Annotated in this window: 14 protein-coding genes and 1 pseudogene; 6 read left to right on the top strand and 9 right to left on the bottom strand. The window is 69.5% G+C overall.

Annotated elements, in window-relative coordinates; all coding sequences use genetic code 11:
• Positions 1-152: 152 nt before the first annotated feature.
• The 8 genes and pseudogenes from H5J30_RS03835 to H5J30_RS03870 form a co-directional block, all read right to left on the bottom strand.
• Entirely contained in the window at positions 153-905 is a 753-nt protein-coding gene (locus tag H5J30_RS03835) for a chitinase (RefSeq protein WP_181785724.1), read from the bottom strand.
• A gap of 153 nt (positions 906-1,058) precedes the next feature.
• A complete protein-coding gene (locus H5J30_RS03840) occupies positions 1,059-1,304 on the bottom strand; it encodes a hypothetical protein (RefSeq protein ID WP_181785725.1) in 246 nt (81 codons plus the stop codon).
• Between the two features lie 360 nt (positions 1,305-1,664).
• A pseudogene (locus H5J30_RS03845) lies at positions 1,665-3,158 on the bottom strand (PQQ-dependent sugar dehydrogenase); the annotation flags it as partial.
• Positions 3,159-3,354: 196 nt separating this feature from the next.
• The gene (locus H5J30_RS03850) at positions 3,355-4,386 is read right to left on the bottom strand and encodes an endo-1,4-beta-xylanase (RefSeq protein WP_181785727.1); all 1,032 of its coding nucleotides are present in this window, start codon (positions 4,384-4,386) and stop codon (positions 3,355-3,357) included.
• A 65-nt stretch (positions 4,387-4,451) separates the two neighbouring features.
• Positions 4,452-5,375, bottom strand: a complete 924-nt coding sequence (locus tag H5J30_RS03855) for a poly(ethylene terephthalate) hydrolase family protein (RefSeq protein WP_258563076.1) — start codon at positions 5,373-5,375, stop codon at positions 4,452-4,454.
• 77 nt (positions 5,376-5,452) lie between these two features.
• On the bottom strand, positions 5,453-6,409 hold the full coding sequence (locus H5J30_RS03860) for a glycoside hydrolase family 62 protein (protein WP_258563077.1): 957 nt from the start codon (positions 6,407-6,409) through the stop codon (positions 5,453-5,455).
• Positions 6,410-6,860: 451 nt separating this feature from the next.
• Complete coding sequence (gene larA, locus H5J30_RS03865) at positions 6,861-8,141, bottom strand: nickel-dependent lactate racemase (RefSeq protein ID WP_181785729.1); 1,281 nt, start codon at positions 8,139-8,141, stop codon at positions 6,861-6,863.
• Positions 8,138-8,854, bottom strand: coding sequence for a FadR/GntR family transcriptional regulator (locus tag H5J30_RS03870; protein WP_181785730.1), 717 nt, complete (start codon positions 8,852-8,854; stop codon positions 8,138-8,140). Before H5J30_RS03870 ends, larA begins: the two co-directional genes overlap by 4 nt.
• 492 nt (positions 8,855-9,346) lie before the next feature.
• On the opposite strand from H5J30_RS03870, the gene H5J30_RS03875 reads away from it, so the two are divergent.
• Entirely contained in the window at positions 9,347-11,797 is a 2,451-nt protein-coding gene (locus H5J30_RS03875; RefSeq protein WP_181785731.1) for a glycoside hydrolase family 95 protein, read from the top strand.
• A gap of 44 nt (positions 11,798-11,841) precedes the next feature.
• Here H5J30_RS03875 and H5J30_RS03880 read toward each other — a convergent pair whose 3' ends face one another.
• Positions 11,842-12,612: a FadR/GntR family transcriptional regulator gene (locus H5J30_RS03880; RefSeq protein ID WP_181785732.1), complete on the bottom strand. Its 771-nt coding sequence runs from the start codon at positions 12,610-12,612 to the stop codon at positions 11,842-11,844.
• A 150-nt stretch (positions 12,613-12,762) separates the two neighbouring features.
• Here H5J30_RS03880 and H5J30_RS03885 point away from each other — a divergent pair, with 150 nt between their 5' ends.
• From H5J30_RS03885 to H5J30_RS03905, 5 genes are all read left to right on the top strand, one after another.
• Positions 12,763-14,025 (top strand): ABC transporter substrate-binding protein, encoded by a 1,263-nt coding sequence (locus tag H5J30_RS03885; RefSeq protein ID WP_181785733.1) that lies wholly within the window; start codon positions 12,763-12,765, stop codon positions 14,023-14,025.
• Positions 14,026-14,188: 163 nt separating this feature from the next.
• Positions 14,189-15,016, top strand: coding sequence for a carbohydrate ABC transporter permease (locus H5J30_RS03890; protein WP_309505423.1), 828 nt, complete (start codon positions 14,189-14,191; stop codon positions 15,014-15,016).
• A 41-nt stretch (positions 15,017-15,057) separates the two neighbouring features.
• Positions 15,058-15,843 (top strand): carbohydrate ABC transporter permease, encoded by a 786-nt coding sequence (locus H5J30_RS03895; RefSeq protein ID WP_181785738.1) that lies wholly within the window; start codon positions 15,058-15,060, stop codon positions 15,841-15,843.
• A gap of 1 nt (position 15,844) precedes the next feature.
• On the top strand, positions 15,845-17,080 hold the full coding sequence (locus tag H5J30_RS03900; protein ID WP_181785735.1) for a mandelate racemase/muconate lactonizing enzyme family protein: 1,236 nt from the start codon (positions 15,845-15,847) through the stop codon (positions 17,078-17,080).
• 25 nt (positions 17,081-17,105) lie between these two features.
• The coding region (locus H5J30_RS03905; protein ID WP_181785736.1) for a right-handed parallel beta-helix repeat-containing protein at positions 17,106-19,088 on the top strand (1,983 nt) is incomplete at its 3' end.

Consider the following 19,088-nt stretch of genomic DNA (forward strand, 5'->3'; position numbering starts at 1 on the left):
CGTTTGCGCGTCTTCCGGAACTTGTGTGTACGTACGCGTGCCACAACTGCCTCCGGGTGGGGGGTGGTTACGTGGGGGGAACGGCCGGGCGCGGCGCCCGCCCCGGGAAGGGCGGCACGGGCCCGCGCCCGACCGCGGTCGATCCGGCCGGGTCAGCAGCTCAGGTTGTCCCCGGGGGTCGTGCCGAGGATCTGCACGAACTGGGTGTACTTGTCGATCCGGCTCTGCACCTGGCCCGGGTTGCCGCCGTTGCACTCGATCGACCCGTTGATGGCCCGGATGGTCTCGCCGAACCCGTGCCCGCCGACGATGGCGTCGTGCGCGGGCATCGACCCCGGCCCGGACTGCGTCATCCAGTACCAGATCCCGGTCTTCCACGCGACGGCGGCGTTCTGCTCGACCTGCCAGGGGTCGTTCAGCAGGTCGATCCCGAGGGCGTCGCCGGCGGCCTTGTAGTTGAAGTTCCAGCTGAGCTGGATGGGCCCGCGCCCGTAATACGCGGCCTGCCCGGCGGGACAGCCGTAGGACTGCGACGCGTCGCAGTAGTGCGGGTAGTTGTCCTGGTTCTGCTCGACGATGTGCACGAGCCCGCCGGTCTCGTGGCTGACGTTCGCCAGGAAGGCGGCGGCCTCGCGCTTCTGCGTGGTCTCGTCACCGGTGGTGGCGAACCCGGGGTACGCGCTGAGCGCGTCGGTCAGCCCCTGGTACGTATAGAAGGAGTTCCGCCCCGGGAACATCTGCTCGAACTGCGCCTCGCTGACGACGAACGCGGCAGCCGCCGTCTCGTCCGCACCGCCCTCGCCCTCGCCGGCCGACGCGGTCACGGGCACGACGACGGCAAGCGCTGCCGCCAACGCCCCGATCGCGAGCAGGGCTTTGACCTTCGTTCCGAGTTTCCTCAGCACCTCATCACTCTCCTGGTGGGGGGTCACCGGCGCGTACGCCGGTATGGGAGCTTGACGGGGCGCAGTCAATCACCTTGGTCTGCACCAAGACAAGGTGTAGACCAATGGCTTCTACTCAGGTCGACTTGTCGGCTTCCGCCTCCTGCGGACTGTTCACGCCCCCGCGGGCATCACCGTGAGGGGAGACTGCTGCGGAAATCGCCGTACGCCTCCCGCATCCACTCTTTCGAAGAAGACCTCGACGAGGCCGTAGTCCCGGCGCATGAACTTCTTGCGCTTGTCCTCAAGGAAGTCGCCGGGAAGCGCACGCGCCCACTCGTCCGGTGTGGAGTCCGCGGTCGCCCCTCCGAGGCTCTCGTGCTGCACGACCCGGCTGTACAGGTCGACGTCCGTCGCCATCACATCTTCTCCAGCGCCTTGATCAGGAAGTGAATTTCGAGGGCCCGGTTCACCTTCGTACGGTACTCACCCGCACCATCGACGACTTCACCGCGGTTCCGGTGACCCCCGTCGAGTAGAACCGAGCCCGTGGCGCATCCACGCGACCCGGAGGATAGCTGTGGCGCGTCCTGTACTCCTCGAACGCCGTCTGCTGGGTGTCGAGGGCCTCGTACGGGTCGCGGGCAGCCGCGGTTGAGCCCGGAGCCGTCGCGATCGGCGGCGTCGCCGGGCCCAGGGCTCCTGCGAGGAGCGTTCGGCGGGTCGGGGGGCTGGGCGTGTGATGTCCCTTCTATGGTGGGCTTGACGCCGCGGTCAGTCCGCCTGCATGAGTGACTCCGCCTTGCCGGAGGCGTTCTCGATGCGGTAGAGCGCGCTGTTCTCGTCGCCCGCGTACCACGTCGTGCCGTAGTCCAGGACGTACAGGGCACCGTCGGGGCCGAAGGCCGCGTCCATCAACTGGGTTCCGGACCAGGGGATGTTGGCGATGTCGCCGCGGCTGCCGTCGGCGTTCACGGCGATGTTCTTGATCCAGCGTCGGCCGAACTCCATGGCGAAGAAGTCGCCGTCGAACTCCTGCGGGAACTTCACCGCGGAGTCCAGGTCCGGGTCGTAGCGGTAGACGGGTCCGGCCATGGGGGACTCCATGCCGCTGCCGAACTCCGGCAGGGAGCCGCCGTCGTAGGGGATCCAGGCCGGCTGGGCCGGCGGGAGGGTGCTCTGGCCGGTGTTGTGCGGGGAGTCGTTGACGGGCGCCGAGCAGTTGAACGGGGACCCGGAGGTGCCCGTGGCGAAGTTGTAGTCGACATAGGGTTGGTTGTTGCCGACGCAGTACGGCCAGCCGTAGTTGCCCGGTCCTGCCACGCGGGCGAACTCCACGATGCCGCCCGGGCCCCGGCTCGGAGATGCGGACCCGGCGTCGGGGCCGTAGTCGCCGACGTAGACGACGCCCGTCTGCTGGTCGACGCTCATGCGGTACGGGTTGCGGAAGCCCATGGCGTAGATTTCGGGCCGGGTCTGCGGTGTTCCCGGCGCGAAGAGGTTGCCCGCCGGGATGTCGTACGAGCCGTCGTCGTTGACCGTGATCCGCAGGATCTTGCCGCGCAGGTCGTTGGTGTTTCCCGCCGACCGCTGCGCGTCGAACGCGGGGTTGCGGTTGCCGCGTTCGTCGATCGGGGTGTAGCCGGCGGAGGCGAAGGGGTTGCTGTCGTCGCCGGTGGAGAGGTAGAGGTTGCCCTCGGCGTCGAAGTCGATGTCGCCGCCGGTATGGCAGCACTGCCCGCGGTCGACCGGCACGTCGAGGATCGTCTGCTCGCTGCCGAGGTCGAGGGTGCGGTCCTCCTTGAGAGTGAACCGGGAGAGCCGGTTGACGCCGTTGAACGGCTCGAAGTCCGCGGCCGAGCCCTCGCTTGGTGCGTCCCCGGACGGAGTGTCGAGCAGGGGAGAGTAGTACAGGTAGACGAAGCGGTTGGTGGCGAAGCCGGGATCGACGCCGAGGCCCAGCAGACCGTCCTCGTCGTGGCGGTAGACGTCGATCTTACCCGCGACCTGCGTGGTGCCCTGCGCGTCGGTGACCCGCACGGTACCGTCGCGCGAGGTGTGCACCACCGAGCGGTCGGGCAGCACAGCCAGCGACATCGGCTCGCCCGTCTCGGCGGCGCCCTTGGCGAGAGCCACCTGCCGGAACTCCGCCTGCCGGGTGTCGCCCGCCCCGGCGGGTTCGGCCGAGGCCGGCGACAGCATGGTGACGGCGCCTGCGGTGGCGAGCAACGGGCAGATGCCCGCCGCGAGAATCCTTCTGAAGTGTCTGTGCATGTGAACCCTCCGTGGGGTGGTCCGCGGTCCGGCGCAGGGCTGTTCCGGCCCGTCGTGGGCCCGGCCGGGATGTGTGACCGGAACGGGGCGGGCGGCTCGGTGTTCTCGTGCTGAGGCGGGGCGCCCTGCACCTGCGCTCGGCAGGGCCCTCCCGGGCGCCCCGCCCCGGTCCGTGGAAGACGGCGTCTGCCGTACGTCAGGGGGCGCTGTTCAGCGCTTCCAGCACGGCGGTGTACGCCTGCTTCTTCTGGTAGTTGCCGTCGAACAGCAGCGGGGTGTCCTGGCCGCGCCAGGAGTACTTGTCGGTGATGCCCCACGTGGTGATGCCGGTGCAGCGGGACACGGCCACGCATGCCTCGGTGACCGTGCGGTAGGCGTTGGCCTGGGCGCTGCCGGAGCCGCCGATGTCCAGCTCGGTGATCTGGACGTCGACGCCGAGGTCGGCGAAGCGCTGCAGGTTCTGCCGGTAGCTGCCGAGGTCGGAGTTCGAGTCGAGGTGGGACTGGAAGCCGACGCAGTCGATGGGTACGCCGCGGGCGAGGAAGTCCTGGACCATGCGGTAGATGCCGTCGCTCTTGGCGTTGACGCCGTCGGTGCCGTAGTCGTTGTAGCAGAGCGTTGCGCCGGGGTCGGCGGCGTCGGCGGCGCGGAAGGCGTCCTCGATCCAGCCGTTGCCGATCTGCTGCTGGAGGTTGGACTGGCGGCGGCTGCCGTCCCATTCGAACGCCTCGTTGACCACGTCCCAGGAGTCGATCTTCCCGGCGTAGTGCCCGGCGACTCCGTCGATGTGGTCGAGCATCGCCTGGCGGAGGTTGTTGCCGGTCAGCCCCTGCACCCAACCGGGCTGCTGCGCGTGCCAGACGAGGGTGTGGCCGCGTACGGACATGCCGTTGTTCTGGGCGTGGGAGACGAGTTGGTCGCCGCCGCTGAAGTTGAACTGGCCCCGGTTGGGTTCGGTGGCGTCCCACTTCATGACGTTCTCGGCGACGATGCTGTTGAACTCCCGGTTCAGCGTGCCGGCGTAGTCGCCCTCGCCGAGGAGGTGCGGGGCCACGGCGGCGCCGTAGTAGCGGCCGCTCTCGGCCGCCGCGGCGCCGAGCGTGTCGGCGGCGTGCGCGCTGCCGGGGAACGCCAGGAGACCGGTGGCCGCGAGGCCGGCGGACGTGACGGCCGCGGCGGCCGACCAGGCGAGGCGGCGCGAAGGCCGTACGCGTGAGGTGCTGGGCATGACTGCTCCCTGATTTCCGGTGGAGGGTGACAGACGCCGTCCGGCTTCTGTCCGGATCCGATGGTTCAGTCGAGGACGGCTTCCCAGTCGGTGCCGGGTGCGGTGGCGCCCTCGGGGAGGCGGTCGCGGGCTGCGGTGTCGCCGTACAGGCTCCAGCGGAACCAGTCCACGAGGGTGTTCTGGGTCTGGTCGAAGGTCGGGAAGCCCGGGTTGAGATACGCGGCGTGGTCTGCGCCGACGTGGGTGAGGAACGCCTTGGGGGCGGACAGCTCCCCGTATGCCTGGCGGGCCAGGCTGTACTGGCAGGTGGGGTCCTGGTCGCCGTGGATGAACAGCACGTTGGCGTCCAGCCCCGCCGGGTTGCCCATGTCCACGCAGGCGACCGGGACGGCGGCTTTGATCCGGTCGTCCGGCCAGTTGGTCAGCAGGCCGTGGACGGTCATGCCGCCCATCGAGTGGCCGGAGACGCCGACGCCGGCCGCGGTGTCGATGTGGCCGGCGAAGGGGCTGCCCGAGGCGTCGTTGAGCGCCAGGGTCTGGGTGATGACCTCGGAGACGTCCTTCGACCACTCGCCTCCGTACACGGAGCCGATGTTGGTGTTGTCGCTGATCGAGGGGGCGGGGCAGATGAAGCCGGCGGACGCTATCGCGTGCGTCTGCGAGGCGTAGGAGTCGGAGTTGCCGTACATGCCGTGGTTCCAGTGGGCGACGGGGAACAGGCCGTCGGCGAGCGGGGCGTTGGGCACGGGGCTGCCGCCGGGGTTTCCGGTGGCCGGGTAGAAGATCTTGGTGAACAGCCGGCGGCTGCCGCGGGACCAGTTGTACTCACGTACCCCGATGGCGAAGTCCTGGGCCGGGGCGGACCGGGAGAGGACGGGCCGGTGAACCGGGCGGCCGGCGGCCGGTACGGCGCCGAGCAGGGAGGCGGCGCCCGTCGTTCCGGCGATACCCACGCCCAGCAGCGTGCTCAGAGCGGTGCGCCTGTTCATGGACATACGAAGACACTCCAATGTGGGGGAAGGATCCGTGGGGCCGAGCGCGCCGTGCGCGGCGCGCCCGGGGTGGTTCAGCAGCCGTCGGTGGTCTGGGTGGCCAGGCCCAGCCGCCAGGGGAGCTGGGAGTACTCGCCGCCGGCGGCGGGGTCCATGCCCTGGTACAGGAGCTGCAGGTTGCAGGGGTCCAGGGTCATGGTCTGATCTCTGGTGGTGCGGATCAGTTCGCCGTGGCTGATGTCCCGCGTCCAGGCGTTGCCGCCTTCGAAGGTGACGTTGTTGCTGCGGGCGAACGGATTGGCCTCGGTGTCGGCCAGCGGCTGCCACTGGCCGCTCAGGCCCTGCGAGGTGAAGGAGCGGTACCAGCGCCGGCCGTCACTGCCGATGGCCTCCCAGATCAGCAGGTAGGTGTCGGTGCCCTCGACGCGGTAGACGGCGCCGCCTTCGAAGAGGTTGTTCTTGGTGTCCGACAGCACGATCTGGGTGTTGCCGAAGCCGCCCGGGAATTCGGCCACGGTGGTTTCGGAGCGGTAGACGTGGCCGTTGTCGTCGGCGGAGAACAGGTAGCAGTCGGTGTCGTCGCAGATGACGTAGAAGTCGAGCCAGTAGCCGTCGCCGATGTTCTCCTTGACGATGTCCGGCATGCTGTCCATGAAGTTCCGCGGAGCCGACCAGCTGGTGGGGTCGTCGGGGTCGGTGGTGGTGGAGAACGAGGGCAGACCCGTCTGGTAGACCAGGTACCACTCGTCCTTCGGGGCGAAGTAGAAGGCGTGCGGCGCGGCGCGGTAGCCGGTGCCGATGCCGGAGGCGGTCTCCAGGTCGGTCTGCTTCGCGTCGGCGGCCTGGGACCAGTCCTCGAAGCCGGTGTGGGCCAGGCCCCAGTCGCCGGCGGTGTCGACCCTGGTGAAGAAGACGTGCCAGGTCCCGTCCTCGTCCTGGACGACGGACGGGTCCTTCGCCGCCACGGAGTTGAGGCCCGGTTGGGGTGAGATCAGCGGGCCGGTGGACGACCACTGAAAGCTCTCCGGCAACTCCTGCCGGACGGCTTCGTGAGTACCCGTCGCCGATGCGGACGTACGCAGGGGAGAGGACTCGGCGGGGACGGCGAACAAGGCCGGGGACAGAACGAGGAGGACGGCCGCGGCCGCCCGTGTCGACCGCGGGCGTCGGCGATGTTTCGACAGAGGCATGGGGGGTTCTCCATCGCGGCTCAGCCGGGGGCCTGCCACGCGGCGTCGGGTCTCTCCAGCTACCCGAGAGCAAGACCACGCGCGGGCGAGCCTCACCGGAACGAAAACGGAGTGGTGCGAGTGCTGTCGTGCGGTGACCTGCCGTACGGCGCGGCCAGTGCAGCCGACATGGTTCGATATATCGAACTATGGTCGGACTCTCAGACAGGGATGATTGGGGGGTGGAGCCGAGGCGTCAACCCTCTGCGCAGAATAATTTCGGTTCGAGGAACGAAATTTTCGGTGCAGGACTTCATGAGGCGACCACATCGCGTACGTAGGGGATGGTCTGGGGGCCCTCGGGCAGCACGCACAGCCGGGCACCGGGGCCCGAAGCGGCCAGCGCCTCGGCGACGGCCGTGGTGACGTCGCCGGTGTGCTCAAGGTGGGCGGCGGCGAGCTCGGCGGCGGAGAGGCGTTCGGTACGCATGACGACCCGGCAGTGCGCCTGGATGGTGGCCTGGACCTGCACCTGCCACTGGTCGGGCACGGTCTCGGTACGGGTGCCGATGGCGTCCAGCAGCGCCCGGGGGGACGGCGCGGAGGACAGGACCTCGCGGTAGCCGCCGTGGTCGGGAAAGCCGTCGCGGCACTCGGCTGCGCAGATGATCGTGCCGCCCGGGCGTACGACCTGGTACGCGGCGGACATGCCCTTGACTGCCTGGTAGAGATTCTGATCCAGCGGAAAGCCGGAGTTGGTGGTGACGACCACGTCGTAGCGGCCGTCGACCGGCCGCATGGCGGTACGTGCGGCCTCCGCCGTGGCGGCGGCGTGCATGGCCGGCAGGTCCCCGCCGAAGGCGGCGACGATCTCCTGGTCACGGTTGAGCACGACGTCGAGCGCGAACGTCACGCCGGTGGCGTCGGCGATCGCGCGCACGTCGTCATGCACCGGGTTGCCGTGCGTGATGCCCCACGTGGCGCGCTCGTCGCCGATACGGGTGGCGTCGTGCAGGACAAGGGCCGTCTCCAGTGCCGCGAGCCCCGGCGCTACGAGCTTGGGACCGCCGGAGAAGCCGGCGAAGAAGTGCGGTTCGACGAAACCTGTGGTGATCCGCACGTCCGCCGCGGCCCACTCGCTGTTGAGCCACACAGGCACGCCGGCCCCGTGAATGCCCATCCAGGTGAGCCGCGTGCGGTCGAACGCGTCGTGGTTGACGACCCGCACGGTGTCCACGACGGCGTCGCCGAACATCCGGCGCAGTTCGGCGTCGGTGTTGCCGCGGTGCGTGCCGGTGGCGACCAGGATCACCACGTCCTCGGGCCGGACGGTGCCGTCGAGTTCGGCGAGGAGGGCGGGGATCACCAGGTGCCGCGGCTGCGGGCGGGTGCCGTCGCAGGCCGAGATCGCCACCGTCTGCCCAGGGCGCACCCGCTCACGCAACGGCGGTCCGGCTACCGGCTCGCGCAGTGCGGCCCGCAGCGCGGCCGACGGGTCGGCGGCTCCAGGCCGATGCACCGGCGTGACGACCGTGGCCGTTTCCGGGACGTCGATGCCGAGCCCGTGCTCGCCATATGCCAGATGCGCCCTCACATCCCGGCCTCCGGGTGCGACGCGACCTGCGCGGCCGACGTGAGATGCCTGCGCAGCCACGCCTCGGTGGTGCTGACGTGGATGAGCGCGGCGGCCTGGGCGAGCGCCGCATCGCCGGCGGCCAGCGCATCATAGATCTCCCGGTGCTGGGCGAGCGTCCGGTCGGCGACGTCCCCGTCGACCATCCCGCGCCAGACCCGGGCGCGCACGGTCCGGCTTGAGATCCCCTCCAGCAGGCTCGCCAGTGTCTGGTTGCCGGTGGCAGCGACGACGGCCCGGTGGAAGGCCGCGTCGTGCTTGTTGAGCAGTTCGACGTCGTCCCTGGCCGCATGCATGGCGTCCAGATGTCCCGCCACACCGGCGAGTTGGTCGGCCGAGATGCGGGTGGCGGCCAGGCCGGTGGCGACCGGCTCGAAGAGCCGGCGCACCTCGGTGAGTTCCAGCAGGGTGTCGCCCTGGAGCAGTTCGACCGCGGAGCCCAGTCCTTCGAGCAGCACGCTGGGCTCCAGCGTCGTGACGTACGTGCCGTCGCCCCGGCGGATTTCCAGCACCCGTGCGACGACCAGCGCCTTGACCGCTTCGCGCATCAGCCCCCGGGACAGGCCCAGCTCTGCGGCCAGTTGCTGCTCGGCCGGCAGCTTCGCACCCGGCGGAAGCTCGCCCGATGCGATCAGCTCCCGAAGGCGCCTGATCGCCTTGTCGGTCAGTGACATCGCTCGGCCTCCAGCCTCGGACGTGGATCCGGCCCGCCCCACGATCACCGGTCTTCCGGGTGGTGCGAAGCACTATACATCTGATGTCTAGGTCATCGAACCGTCGATGGGACGCGATCCCTCGCCGTGAGGTCAGCTGTATCAGTTGCGAGAAAGAATGGTATGCCTGATTTGGGTCATGGATATTTACGCGAGAGGGTTGCGTCGGTTACCCCAGACATTTAATGTCTCCGGCGTGTCACGGTCGATGAGGCCATTGGCGGACCGGGAGGTGACCGTCGGTGGGCGCCGTCGGCCAGGTCCGGCCGACGGGATGCGGGCCGGTCTCATCAGACGCCAGAGGAACGTGTCTGTTCGCGGTGTCGGAGGTGCCCGCCGCAGCTGCGCTGATCGTGCTTGCACCGCGCTGGCCGGCTCCTGGTCGGGCTTCGGCAACGGACCGCGCTCCCGGTAGGGCTGCGGGACTTTGTCAGGACCCAGTGGAGGATCAGGATGCGGAGACTGACGCGCAGGCAGATGATCAGGCTCAGTGCGGCGGGCACGGGGGCCGTCATGATGCCTGTCCCATGGACGGCCGCCGCCCGTGCCGACGCGGCCGCGCCCCCGGAGGTGCGAGCGGTCGACGACCTGGCGCTGTGGTACGACGAGCCGGCCGGCTCCGACTGGTTGCGCGCGCTGCCTGTCGGTGCCGGACGCCTCGGTGCCATGGTCTTCGGCAACGTCGGCACCGAGCGGCTCCAGCTCAACGAGGACACGCTCTGGGCGGGCGGACCGTACGACCCCGCCAACCCGGGGGGTGCCGATGCGCTGCCGCAGATCCGGCAACTGGTCTTCGACGGCCAGTGGGAGCAGGCGCAGTCGCTGATCGACCGGACGATGCTCGGGAAGCCGGCCGGAGAGCTGGCCTACCAGCCCGTCGGCGACCTCACCCTCACCCTCCCCGGCACGGGCGGAACGTCCGAGTACCGGCGGTGGCTCGACCTCACCACCGCCACCGCCGCGGTGACCTACGTGGCGAACGGCGTGCGCTTCCACCGCGAGGTGATCGCCAGCGCACCGGACCAGGTGATTGTCATGCGCCTGACCGCGGATGCGCCCGGCTCGATCTCGTTCACGGCGACGTTCGCCAGCCCGCAGACGGCCTCGACCTCCAGCCCCGACGCAACGACGATCGCGTTGGACGGAGTCTCGGGCAGCATGGAGGGTATCGCCGGTTCCGTCCGGTTCCTCGCGCTGGCCAGGGCCGTTGCCGAGGGAGGCACGGTTTCCGGCTCGGGCGGCACGCTCCGGGTGGCGGACGCCGACAGCGTGACGCTGCTGATCTCCGTCGGCACGAGCTACGTCGACTACCAGAACGTGGGCGGCGACCACCGGGGCATCGCCCGCAAGCACCTCGACGCCGCACAGGCCGGCGCGTACGACGACCTCCGCGGCCGGCACGTGGCCGACTACCAGGAGCTGTTCGGCCGGACCACCCTCGACCTCGGCCGTACGGGAGCGGCCGACCAGCCGACCGACGTCCGGATCGCCCAGCACGGCGGTGCCGACGACCCGCAGTTCTCCGCGCTGCTCTTCCAGTACGGCCGCTACCTGCTGATCTCCTCTTCGCGGCCCGGCACCCAGCCGGCCAACCTCCAGGGCATCTGGAACGACCAAATGGCCCCGCCGTGGGACTCGAAGTACACCCTCAACGCCAACCTGCCGATGAACTACTGGCCGGCCGGCTCGACGAACCTCTCCGAGTGCTACGAGCCGGTGTTCGACATGATCGACGACCTCGCGGTGACGGGCGCCCGCACGGCAGAGGTGCAGTACGGCGCCCGCGGCTGGGTCACACACCACAACACCGACGCATGGCGCGGGACCTCGGTCGTGGACGGGGCGTTCTGGGGCATGTGGCAGACCGGCGGGGCGTGGCTCGCCACCATGATCTGGGACCACTACCGGTACACCGGCGACGTCGACTTCCTGCGCGCCAACTACCCCGCCATGAAGGGCGCCGCGCAGTTCTTCCTCGACACCCTGGTGGCGGAACCGGACCTCGGATGGCTGGTCACCAACCCGTCGAACTCGCCGGAGCTCGCCCACCACGCGAACGCCTCCGTGTGCGCGGGCCCCACCATGGACATGCAGATCCTGCGCGACCTGTTCGACGGCTGCGCCCGGGCCGGCGAGATCCTCGGCGTGGACGCCGACTTCCGCGGACAGGTCCTGGCGGCCCGGGAGCGGCTGGCCCCGATGCGGATCGGCGCCCGCGGCAACCTCCAGGAGTGGCTCCACGACTGGACGGAGACCGAGCAGTCCCACCGGCACGTCTCGCACCTCTACGGTCTGCACCCCGGCAACCAGATCACCAAGCGCGGCACACCCGAGCTGTTCGAGGCCGCCCGCCGGACGCTGGAGCTGCGCGGCGACGACGGAACGGGCTGGTCACTGGCCTGGAAGATCAACTTCTGGGCGCGCATGGAAGAGGGCGGCAGAGCACACGAACTGATCCGCGACCTCGTGACGCCGGACAGGCTCGCGCCCAACATGTTCGACCTGCACCCGCCGTTCCAGATCGACGGCAACTTCGGCGCGACGTCCGGCATCGCCGAGATGCTGCTGCACAGCCACCACGGCGAACTGCACCTGCTGCCCGCCCTGCCGTCGGCCTGGCCGAACGGGAGGGTCGAGGGCCTGCGCGGACGCGGCGGATTCACCATCGGCGTCGCGTGGGCCGGCGGCCGGGCCGGGGAATTCTCCCTCACCTCCGACCGAGACCAGAACGTGAAGGTTCGCAGCCAGATGTTCGGCGGTGGCTACGAGGTGATCGATGTCACCGGTGGCGAACCGGTCCAGCCTGAGCAGCCCGAGCCGGATCTGATCGAGTTCGCCGCTCGGTCCGGCCACACGTATCGCGCGAGCGCCCTCGGGCGGGGCAGAGGGGAAAAGGCCACGTGAACGGCCGTCTCCTGGCTCGGCCGATCACTGACCGCGCGAAGCCGCTAGCGCTCCAGCCGGACCGGGTCGCCCGGTGCGCTGCGGCGGACGAGCCAGGCTTCGGTGATGTGGGCGAACATCGCCTCGGCGGCGCCGCTCGGATCGTGCGCGGCGATGCGTTCGTAGATGCGGCGGTGGCCGCGGTTGGACGCGACGCACAGGGCACGCTCCGGGTGCCCCATGTACCGGGCGGTGTTGACGACCTGGCTCTCCAGCGCACGCACTACGGCACGGGCGATGCGGTTCTGGGACGACTGCATGATCACGTCGTGGAACGCGCGGTCGTGTTCGGCGTACGTGACGTGGTCGTCGACGAGCTCGTCCATCCGGTCCACCAGCGTGCGCAACCGGTCGACGACGTCCTGAGTGGCCAGCCGGGCGGCGACGTTCGCCATGTCGGATTCGAGCAGGCGCCGCGTGACGACGAGGTCGTCGAGGATCGCCAGGCTCTCGTCCCGGGCGATGCTCGCGGCCAGGACCTGCTCGTCGAGCATGTTCCACAGCGCCGGTGCGGTCACCGTGGTTCCGGAGCCCTGGCGGACCTGTACGAGCCCCTTCTCCTGCAGCACCTTCACGGCTTCCCGGACGACGGTCCGGCTCACGCCGAAGGTCTCGCAGAGGGCGGGCTCGGGGGGCAGAGGCGCCCCCGGTGGGTGCTCCCCGCGGACGATGCGTCCCACCAGCTCCGCCGTGACCGCCCTGGCGAGGCTGGCGGGTCGTTGGGCCCAGGTCGGGGGTGGGGAACTGCTCTGGGCTGCTGGCTGGGATGTCGTCATGGTTCCTCCGACGGCCCCGCGACCACGCGGTGCCATGACTAGACGGTCATCATACGTGACAAGACATTGACGTAATACGTCATACGAGTTATGTTTCCGAGCCATCGGCGATGGCCCGCCGTCTTCCGGCAGCAACGGAGAGTGATCGACATGAAGCGGCCAGCACTGTGGTCGGTCGTCCTGGTCGCCGGGCTGCTGTCCGGCTGCGGCAGCGCGGGCTCCGGCTCGTCGTCCGACGCTGCGGACGACAAACTCGTGGTCTGGGACTGGAAGTCCGGCGAGGAGACGGCCGCCTCCTACATCGAGCAGGCAAAGGCCGACTTCGCCGAGCTGCACCCCGATGTCGAGGTGGAGTTCGTGGCCCAGCCCTTCGACCAGTACTACACGCTGCTCGGCACGGCCATGCAGTCCGGCAAGGGCCCGGATGTCATGCTCTTCAACGGCGGCGGCCAGCTGCGCGACCGGACGGACGCCCTGCTTCCCCTTGACGACTACGTGGCCGAGGACAGGAAGCGGCTGGCGGGGTGGGAGGCGTTCACCGCAGAGGGCAAGGTCTATGCCGCGCCGGTGACGTTGCAGGGTCATCCGATCTACTACAACAAGGCACTCTACGAAGAGGCCGGACTGGATCCCGAGCAACCGGCGAGCACGTGGAGGGAGTTCGTCGACGACTGCGAGGCCATCGCCGAGGCGACGGAGGCCAGTTGTCTCTCCCTCGGGAACAAGGAGGGCTTCGGCATCCAGTTCTTCCTCTCGGGACTGGGACCGGGCGTCCTCTCTCCGCAGGAGTACGACGACTGGATCGCCGGAGACCGGGACTGGAACTCCCCCCGCGTGCGGCGGATCTTCGAACTCTGGAAGGAGACCGGCACCGCCGGCATGAACAACGAGGGCGCCAGTTCGACATTGCTGTTCAACGACGCCTTCGCGCTCTTCCAGTCCGGTAAGGCCGCCCACATAGTCGGGCTGATGTCGGACGTCGGCCACTGGAAGGACTTCAGCGAGTTCCTGGACGAGGCCGAGATCGGCGTCATGCAGGCCCCGCGCGCCGAGGCCGACGCCGAGCCCGTCCTTCCGTACGACGGCGGAATCGGCTACGGGGTCGCCGAATGGACGAAGAAGCCGGACCTGGCCGCGGACCTGGTGCGCTCCCTGACCTCGAAGAACGCTCTCAGCGCCTTCTACGCCGATGCAGGCGCGGTCGTGTCCGACACCACCATCGACGTCTCGGGCGGCGGCCAGGCCCTCGGTGCGATCGTGTCGGAGATCGAGACCGGCAAGCCCGCACTGCACGTCGCGCTGTCCTCCAAGACGCTGGAACTGATGGGGAGGCTGTCCCAGCAGATCCTGAGCGGATCGACCAGCGTCGACGACGCGCTGAAGCAACTGGTCGACTCCGACCGGAAGGGCTGATTTCGTGCCGCTCCGGGGTTCGCCGCCGGCCGCACACCAGGCCGGTGACGGGTGGGCGGACGGGACGAAGGCGAAGCAGCGCACGCGCACGGCGGGCTTTGGGGCACACGGCGCACGGGTCCGCGGCGGGCGGCGGGCCGAACGCCTCGCGCCCTACGTCCTGGTGGCCCCGGCCGTCCTGGTCATCGTGGCGTTCCGCCTCATCCCGCTGCTCATGGGCGTCAACTTTTCCTTCACCGGCGACGGCGAGCGCGACGGGCAGGCGGTGGGCCCGGACAACTACGTGGAACTGTTCGAGGACCCGCTCTTCGGCACCGCGCTGCGGAATGTCGGACTGCTGGTGCTGCTGCTGCCGGTGGCGGTGGCGATACCGGGCCTGCTCGCGACGTTCATCTACCTGCGGGTGCCCGGGCACCGGTTCTACCGAAGCGTGTACTTCTTTCCCGCCGTGCTCTCCCCGGTGATCGTCGGAGCGATCTTCAATCTGCTGCTGGCCTTTGACGGCCCTCTGAACGCGGCCCTCGGGAATGTCGGCATCGACCCCGTCGACTGGCTCGGCGATCCCGACGTCGCCATGTTCACGGTCGTCGGAGTGCACGTCTGGGCGACGTTCGGGATGGCACTGGTGGTTTTCCTCGCCGGGTTCTCCACCTTGGACAGCACGCTCCTCGACGCCGCCCGGGTCGACGGCGCGTCGCTGCCCCGGGTCATCTGGCACGTGATCATCCCGGGCTTGTCCCGCACCATTCAGTTCGTCTTCGTCACCACCATGATCGGGATGCTGACCTCCATGTTCGGCCTGCTCTACGTGATGACCAGCGGCGGTCCGGAAGGGTCGACCTACCTGCCGGAGTACTACATCTGGATCCAGCAGGGGCAGATGAACCGCCCGGCGCTCGCCTCTGCCGCCTCGACCGTTCTCTTTCTCCTCATGCTCGTGGTGGGGCTCGCGCAGATCGGGCTGCTCCGCCGCGCGGGGAGGGAGAAGTGACGCGCCGCCCCCGCCGGAGCGCCTGGCTGCTCGCCGTCCCGATGGCCGCCCTCGCGCTGGCGACGATCTATCCCCTGGTGTTCACCGGCAACGTCGCCATGAAGACCCGGCACGACTACATCCTCGACCGGTTCTCCCCGACGGCTTCCCTGCACTGGGACAACTTCATCACGGCGTGGACGAGCATCGGCCTGGGACGGTACTTCGTCAACTCGGTGATCGTGGTCGCGTCCGCCGTCGCCCTCCTGCTGCTGATCGGCTCGATGGCCGGCTTCGCCCTGAGCCATCTGCGGTTCCGGGGTTCGCGGGCGCTGTTCCTGTGCTTCCTCGCGGCGCTGTTCATCCCGTTCCAGGTGATCATGGTCCCGCTTGCGCGGATCATGGCGGACGGCGGCCTCATGGACACCTACCCCGGACTGATCCTCGCCTACGTCGCCCAGTTCCTCCCGTTCACGATCTTCTTGATGACGAGCTACTACACCGGGATCCCGGGCGAGATCATCGACGCCGCCAGGATCGACGGGAACACGCCGTACGGCGTCTACTGGCGGGTCATGCTGCCGATCGGCCGCCCGGCCCTGCTGTCGGTCGGCATCCTCAACGCCCTCTTCTGCTGGAACGACGTGCTCATTTCCCTGCTGATGATGCCTTCCGCCGAACACCGCACCCTCATGGTCGGCGTCACCTCACTGCGCGGGCAGTACTCCGACGACATCCCCACCTTCGCCTCCGGAGTGCTGATCGCCGCACTGCCGGTCCTCGTGATCTACCTCTTCTTCCAACGCCAGATAGCCGACGGGATCACCGCCGGCGCCACGAAGGGCTGACATGCGGATCACCGGATATCGCACGCTGACGACCTTCCTCGACTGGGGACGGCCCGTCGGCGACGCGAACGGCGTCCTCGCCGACGGGATCACCCCGGTGCCCGTGATCCTGGTGGACACCGACGCCGGAATCACCGGCGTCGGACTGGGGTCCCACGTGGCAGCGGAAGCCGTCTTCGCCGCCATCGACGGCGAGGACCCGCGCTGCGTGACCGCGCTCTACGACTGCATGCTCCGGCATGCGTTCAAGGCCGGCCACAACGGAGCCGTCTTCGGGACCATCGGCGCACTCGACTCCGCCCTGTGGGACATCAAGGCGAAAGCGGCCGGCGAACCACTGTGGCGCCTGCTGGGTGGACGTGACCGGAGAGTCCCCGCCTACGCGTCCGGCCTCGACATCTCCCTCGGCGACGACGAACTGGCCACGGTCTACCAGGACTACGCCGAGCGCGGCCTGCGGGCGGCCAAGCTCAAGGGCGGCCTCGACATCGAGCGGGACCGCGACCGCCTGTCCCTGGTACGGGAGGTGCTCACCCGGGCCGGCCGCGGGAAGCGGCCCGCCCTGATGCTCGACGCCAACGAGAACTGGACCCGCAAGCAGGCGGTCCGCCACATCCGCGAGCTGGAGCAGACCCTCGACCTCACCTGGGTCGAGGAGCCCGTCCGGCGCTGGGATGCCGAGGGCCTGGCCGTCGTCGGACGAGGCATCGGTGCCTCGGTGGCCAGCGGCGAGAACCTCACCGGGCTCGAACAGTACCGCCCGCTGCTGGCCCAGGGCGCGGTCGACATCGTCCAGGCGGCGGCGGCCTGGGGCGTGACCCACTTCCTGCGGGTCACCGCCCTCGCCCACGCCCACGACCTGCCGGTCAGTCCGATCGGCGACTCTCCGATCGCCCTGCTGCACGCCGCTACAGCCGTGCCCAACCACCTCGCAAGCGAACTGCAGAACCTGCACGAGCCGGCCGGCCTCTCCTACGACCTGCGCATCGAGGACGGCGCGTTCGTCCTCGGCGACCAGGCGGGCCTGGGCATCGACGTCGACGAGAAATCGATCGCGGCAGCGGAACGACCCCGGCCCACTGCCGCGTACGAAGGCCCCAACGTCCGCCCCGAGTACGCCGGACGGCGGCTGCCGGCCGTCGCCGAACGCGGCCGACCCGACGCTCACCACCGCGAACCCCCCGGGCTCCGCCCGGCACAGCACCGCAACGAGGTGCCGCACACCGCTCGGCCCTGACTCCCCACCGCGAAAGGACACGGCCATGTCTCCACTCCGCGCACGGTACGCACGCACCGGCGCTGCGGCGGCGGCCGCGGCCCTGGCCGCCGGACTCCTCGCCGTTCTGCCCACCGAGTCACTCGCAGCACCCCCCAAGCACACGCTCGTCGTCGCTCCGACCGGCGCCCCCCGCGCCACCGACGACGGCCCGGGCACCGCCGGGCAGCCGCTGCAGACTCCGGCCGAAGCGCAGCGACGGGCACGGGACCTTGCCCGCCGGGGCGACGGTGACGTCAGGGTGAGCCTGCTGAAGGGCACCCACCGGCTCGACTCCCCGCTGCGCTTCGGCGCCGCCGACTCCGGCCGCGACGGCCACACCGTGACCTGGACGGCGGCACCGGGCGCGAAAGCCGTGGTGAGCGGCGCCGAACCGGTCACCGGCTGGGAACTCGACGACCCCGCGACGGGCGTCTACAGGGCCGACGTCGGCACCGGCTTCGACAGCCGGCAGCTCTACGTCGACGGCGTACCGGCACAGCGCGCGCGGACCGGGCTGTCCCGCTCCGACATCACCCTCAACGCGTCGGGCTTCACCCTCGACAACCCGGATCTTGGCTACCTCGCCGGCCTGCCGGACCAGAAGCGCATCGAACTCCAGGCGAAGCTGTCGTTCACCAACCGGTTCGCACCGGTGCAGAGCATCTCCGGCTCGACGGTCGTCATGCAGCAGCCCTCCTGGGACAACAACACCTACGGCTACGACACCATCCAGTCCCCGTTCCGCACACCGACGTTCTGGCTGCTGAACTCCAAGCGCTTCCTCGACGAGCCCGGTGAGTGGTACCTGGACACGACTGCAGGCACGCTGTACTACAAGCCGCTTCCCGGACAGGACCTGCAGAGCGCGCAGGTGGAGCTGCCGCGGCTGGAATCACTGCTGGAGGTCGGCGGCACCTACGAAGAGCCGGCCCGCGCCCTCCGGTTCGAAGGGCTGACCTTCACCGGCTCCACCTGGCTGCACCCCGGCACCCCCCATGGATACGCCAACCAGCAGACCGGCGCCTTCATCACCGGAGTGCAGCCCCACCGGCCCGCCGACGCCTTCACCTCGTGCGCGGTCGGCTGCAAGGGATTCGAGGGCGCCCGCAACAACTGGGCCCAGGCGCCCGGAGCGGTGCAGGTGTCCGCGGCGGAGAACATCGCCTTCGAGAACAACACCTTCGTCAACCTCGGCTCCGTCGGCCTCGGCATCGGCAACGACGCCAACGCGCACGCAACCGGCGTGGGACTCGGCGCGCAGGACGTCTCCGTCACCCGCAACACGTTCACCGCCAGCGCCGGCGGCGGCATCGTGGTCGGCGGGGTACGTCCCGACGCGCACCACCCCTCCGACCCGCGCATGACCAACAGCGACATCCTGATCGGCGACAACCGCATCTTCTCCACGGCGCTCGAATACCTCGACCAGGACGGGATCTTCGCCAGCTACGTCACCCGGCTGACCATCGAGCACAACGAGGTGGCCGACATGCCCTACACCGGCATCGGGATCGGCTACGGCTGGGGTGCCAACGACCCGGGCGGCAGCCCGGAGTACATCAACCGCGGGCTCTACGACTTCCAGCCGATCTACCGGACGCCCACGACCCTGACGGACCTCCGCGTGGTGGGCAACCACGTGAGCGACGTCGTACACACGATGTTCGACGCCGGCTGCATCTACACCCTCTCCGCCAGCCCCAACGGCACCCTGGAGGGGAACTTCTGCGAGAAGAGCGGGCAGCTCGGCCTGTACTTCGACGAGGGATCCCGCTACCTCACCGCAAGCCGCAATGTCTTCCTCGACACCGCCGCCCAGTGGGCGCACGCCAACAACCAGAACGCCAACCTCACCGGCGACCAGATCCTGACCGGGAACTACGCGACCAACGCGGCCATCACCGGCCTGGTCGACGGCGAGCGCGGCAACGTCGTCCGGGACAACACCCTCTTCTCACGCGACAACATCCCCGCCGGGGCCCGCGAG

Origin of the sequence: Streptomyces phytophilus (assembly GCF_013870535.1) — a bacterium.
In the GTDB taxonomy this organism is placed as follows: domain Bacteria; phylum Actinomycetota; class Actinomycetes; order Streptomycetales; family Streptomycetaceae; genus Streptomyces; species Streptomyces phytophilus.

Excerpts from the sequence above, each read along its gene's own strand:
- H5J30_RS03840 (WP_181785725.1), bottom strand. The coding sequence starts at position 1,304 with ATGGCGACGGACGTCGACCTGTACAGCCGGGTCGTGCAGCACGAGAGC.
- H5J30_RS03850 (WP_181785727.1), bottom strand. The coding sequence starts at position 4,386 with ATGCCCAGCACCTCACGCGTACGGCCTTCGCGCCGCCTCGCCTGGTCG.
- H5J30_RS03855 (WP_258563076.1), bottom strand. The coding sequence starts at position 5,375 with ATGAACAGGCGCACCGCTCTGAGCACGCTGCTGGGCGTGGGTATCGCC.
- H5J30_RS03870 (WP_181785730.1), bottom strand. The coding sequence starts at position 8,854 with ATGTCACTGACCGACAAGGCGATCAGGCGCCTTCGGGAGCTGATCGCA.
- H5J30_RS03875 (WP_181785731.1), top strand. The coding sequence starts at position 9,347 with ATGCGGAGACTGACGCGCAGGCAGATGATCAGGCTCAGTGCGGCGGGC.
- H5J30_RS03880 (WP_181785732.1), bottom strand. The coding sequence starts at position 12,612 with ATGACGACATCCCAGCCAGCAGCCCAGAGCAGTTCCCCACCCCCGACC.
- H5J30_RS03885 (WP_181785733.1), top strand. The coding sequence starts at position 12,763 with ATGAAGCGGCCAGCACTGTGGTCGGTCGTCCTGGTCGCCGGGCTGCTG.
- H5J30_RS03895 (WP_181785738.1), top strand. The coding sequence starts at position 15,058 with ATGGCCGCCCTCGCGCTGGCGACGATCTATCCCCTGGTGTTCACCGGC.
- H5J30_RS03900 (WP_181785735.1), top strand. The coding sequence starts at position 15,845 with ATGCGGATCACCGGATATCGCACGCTGACGACCTTCCTCGACTGGGGA.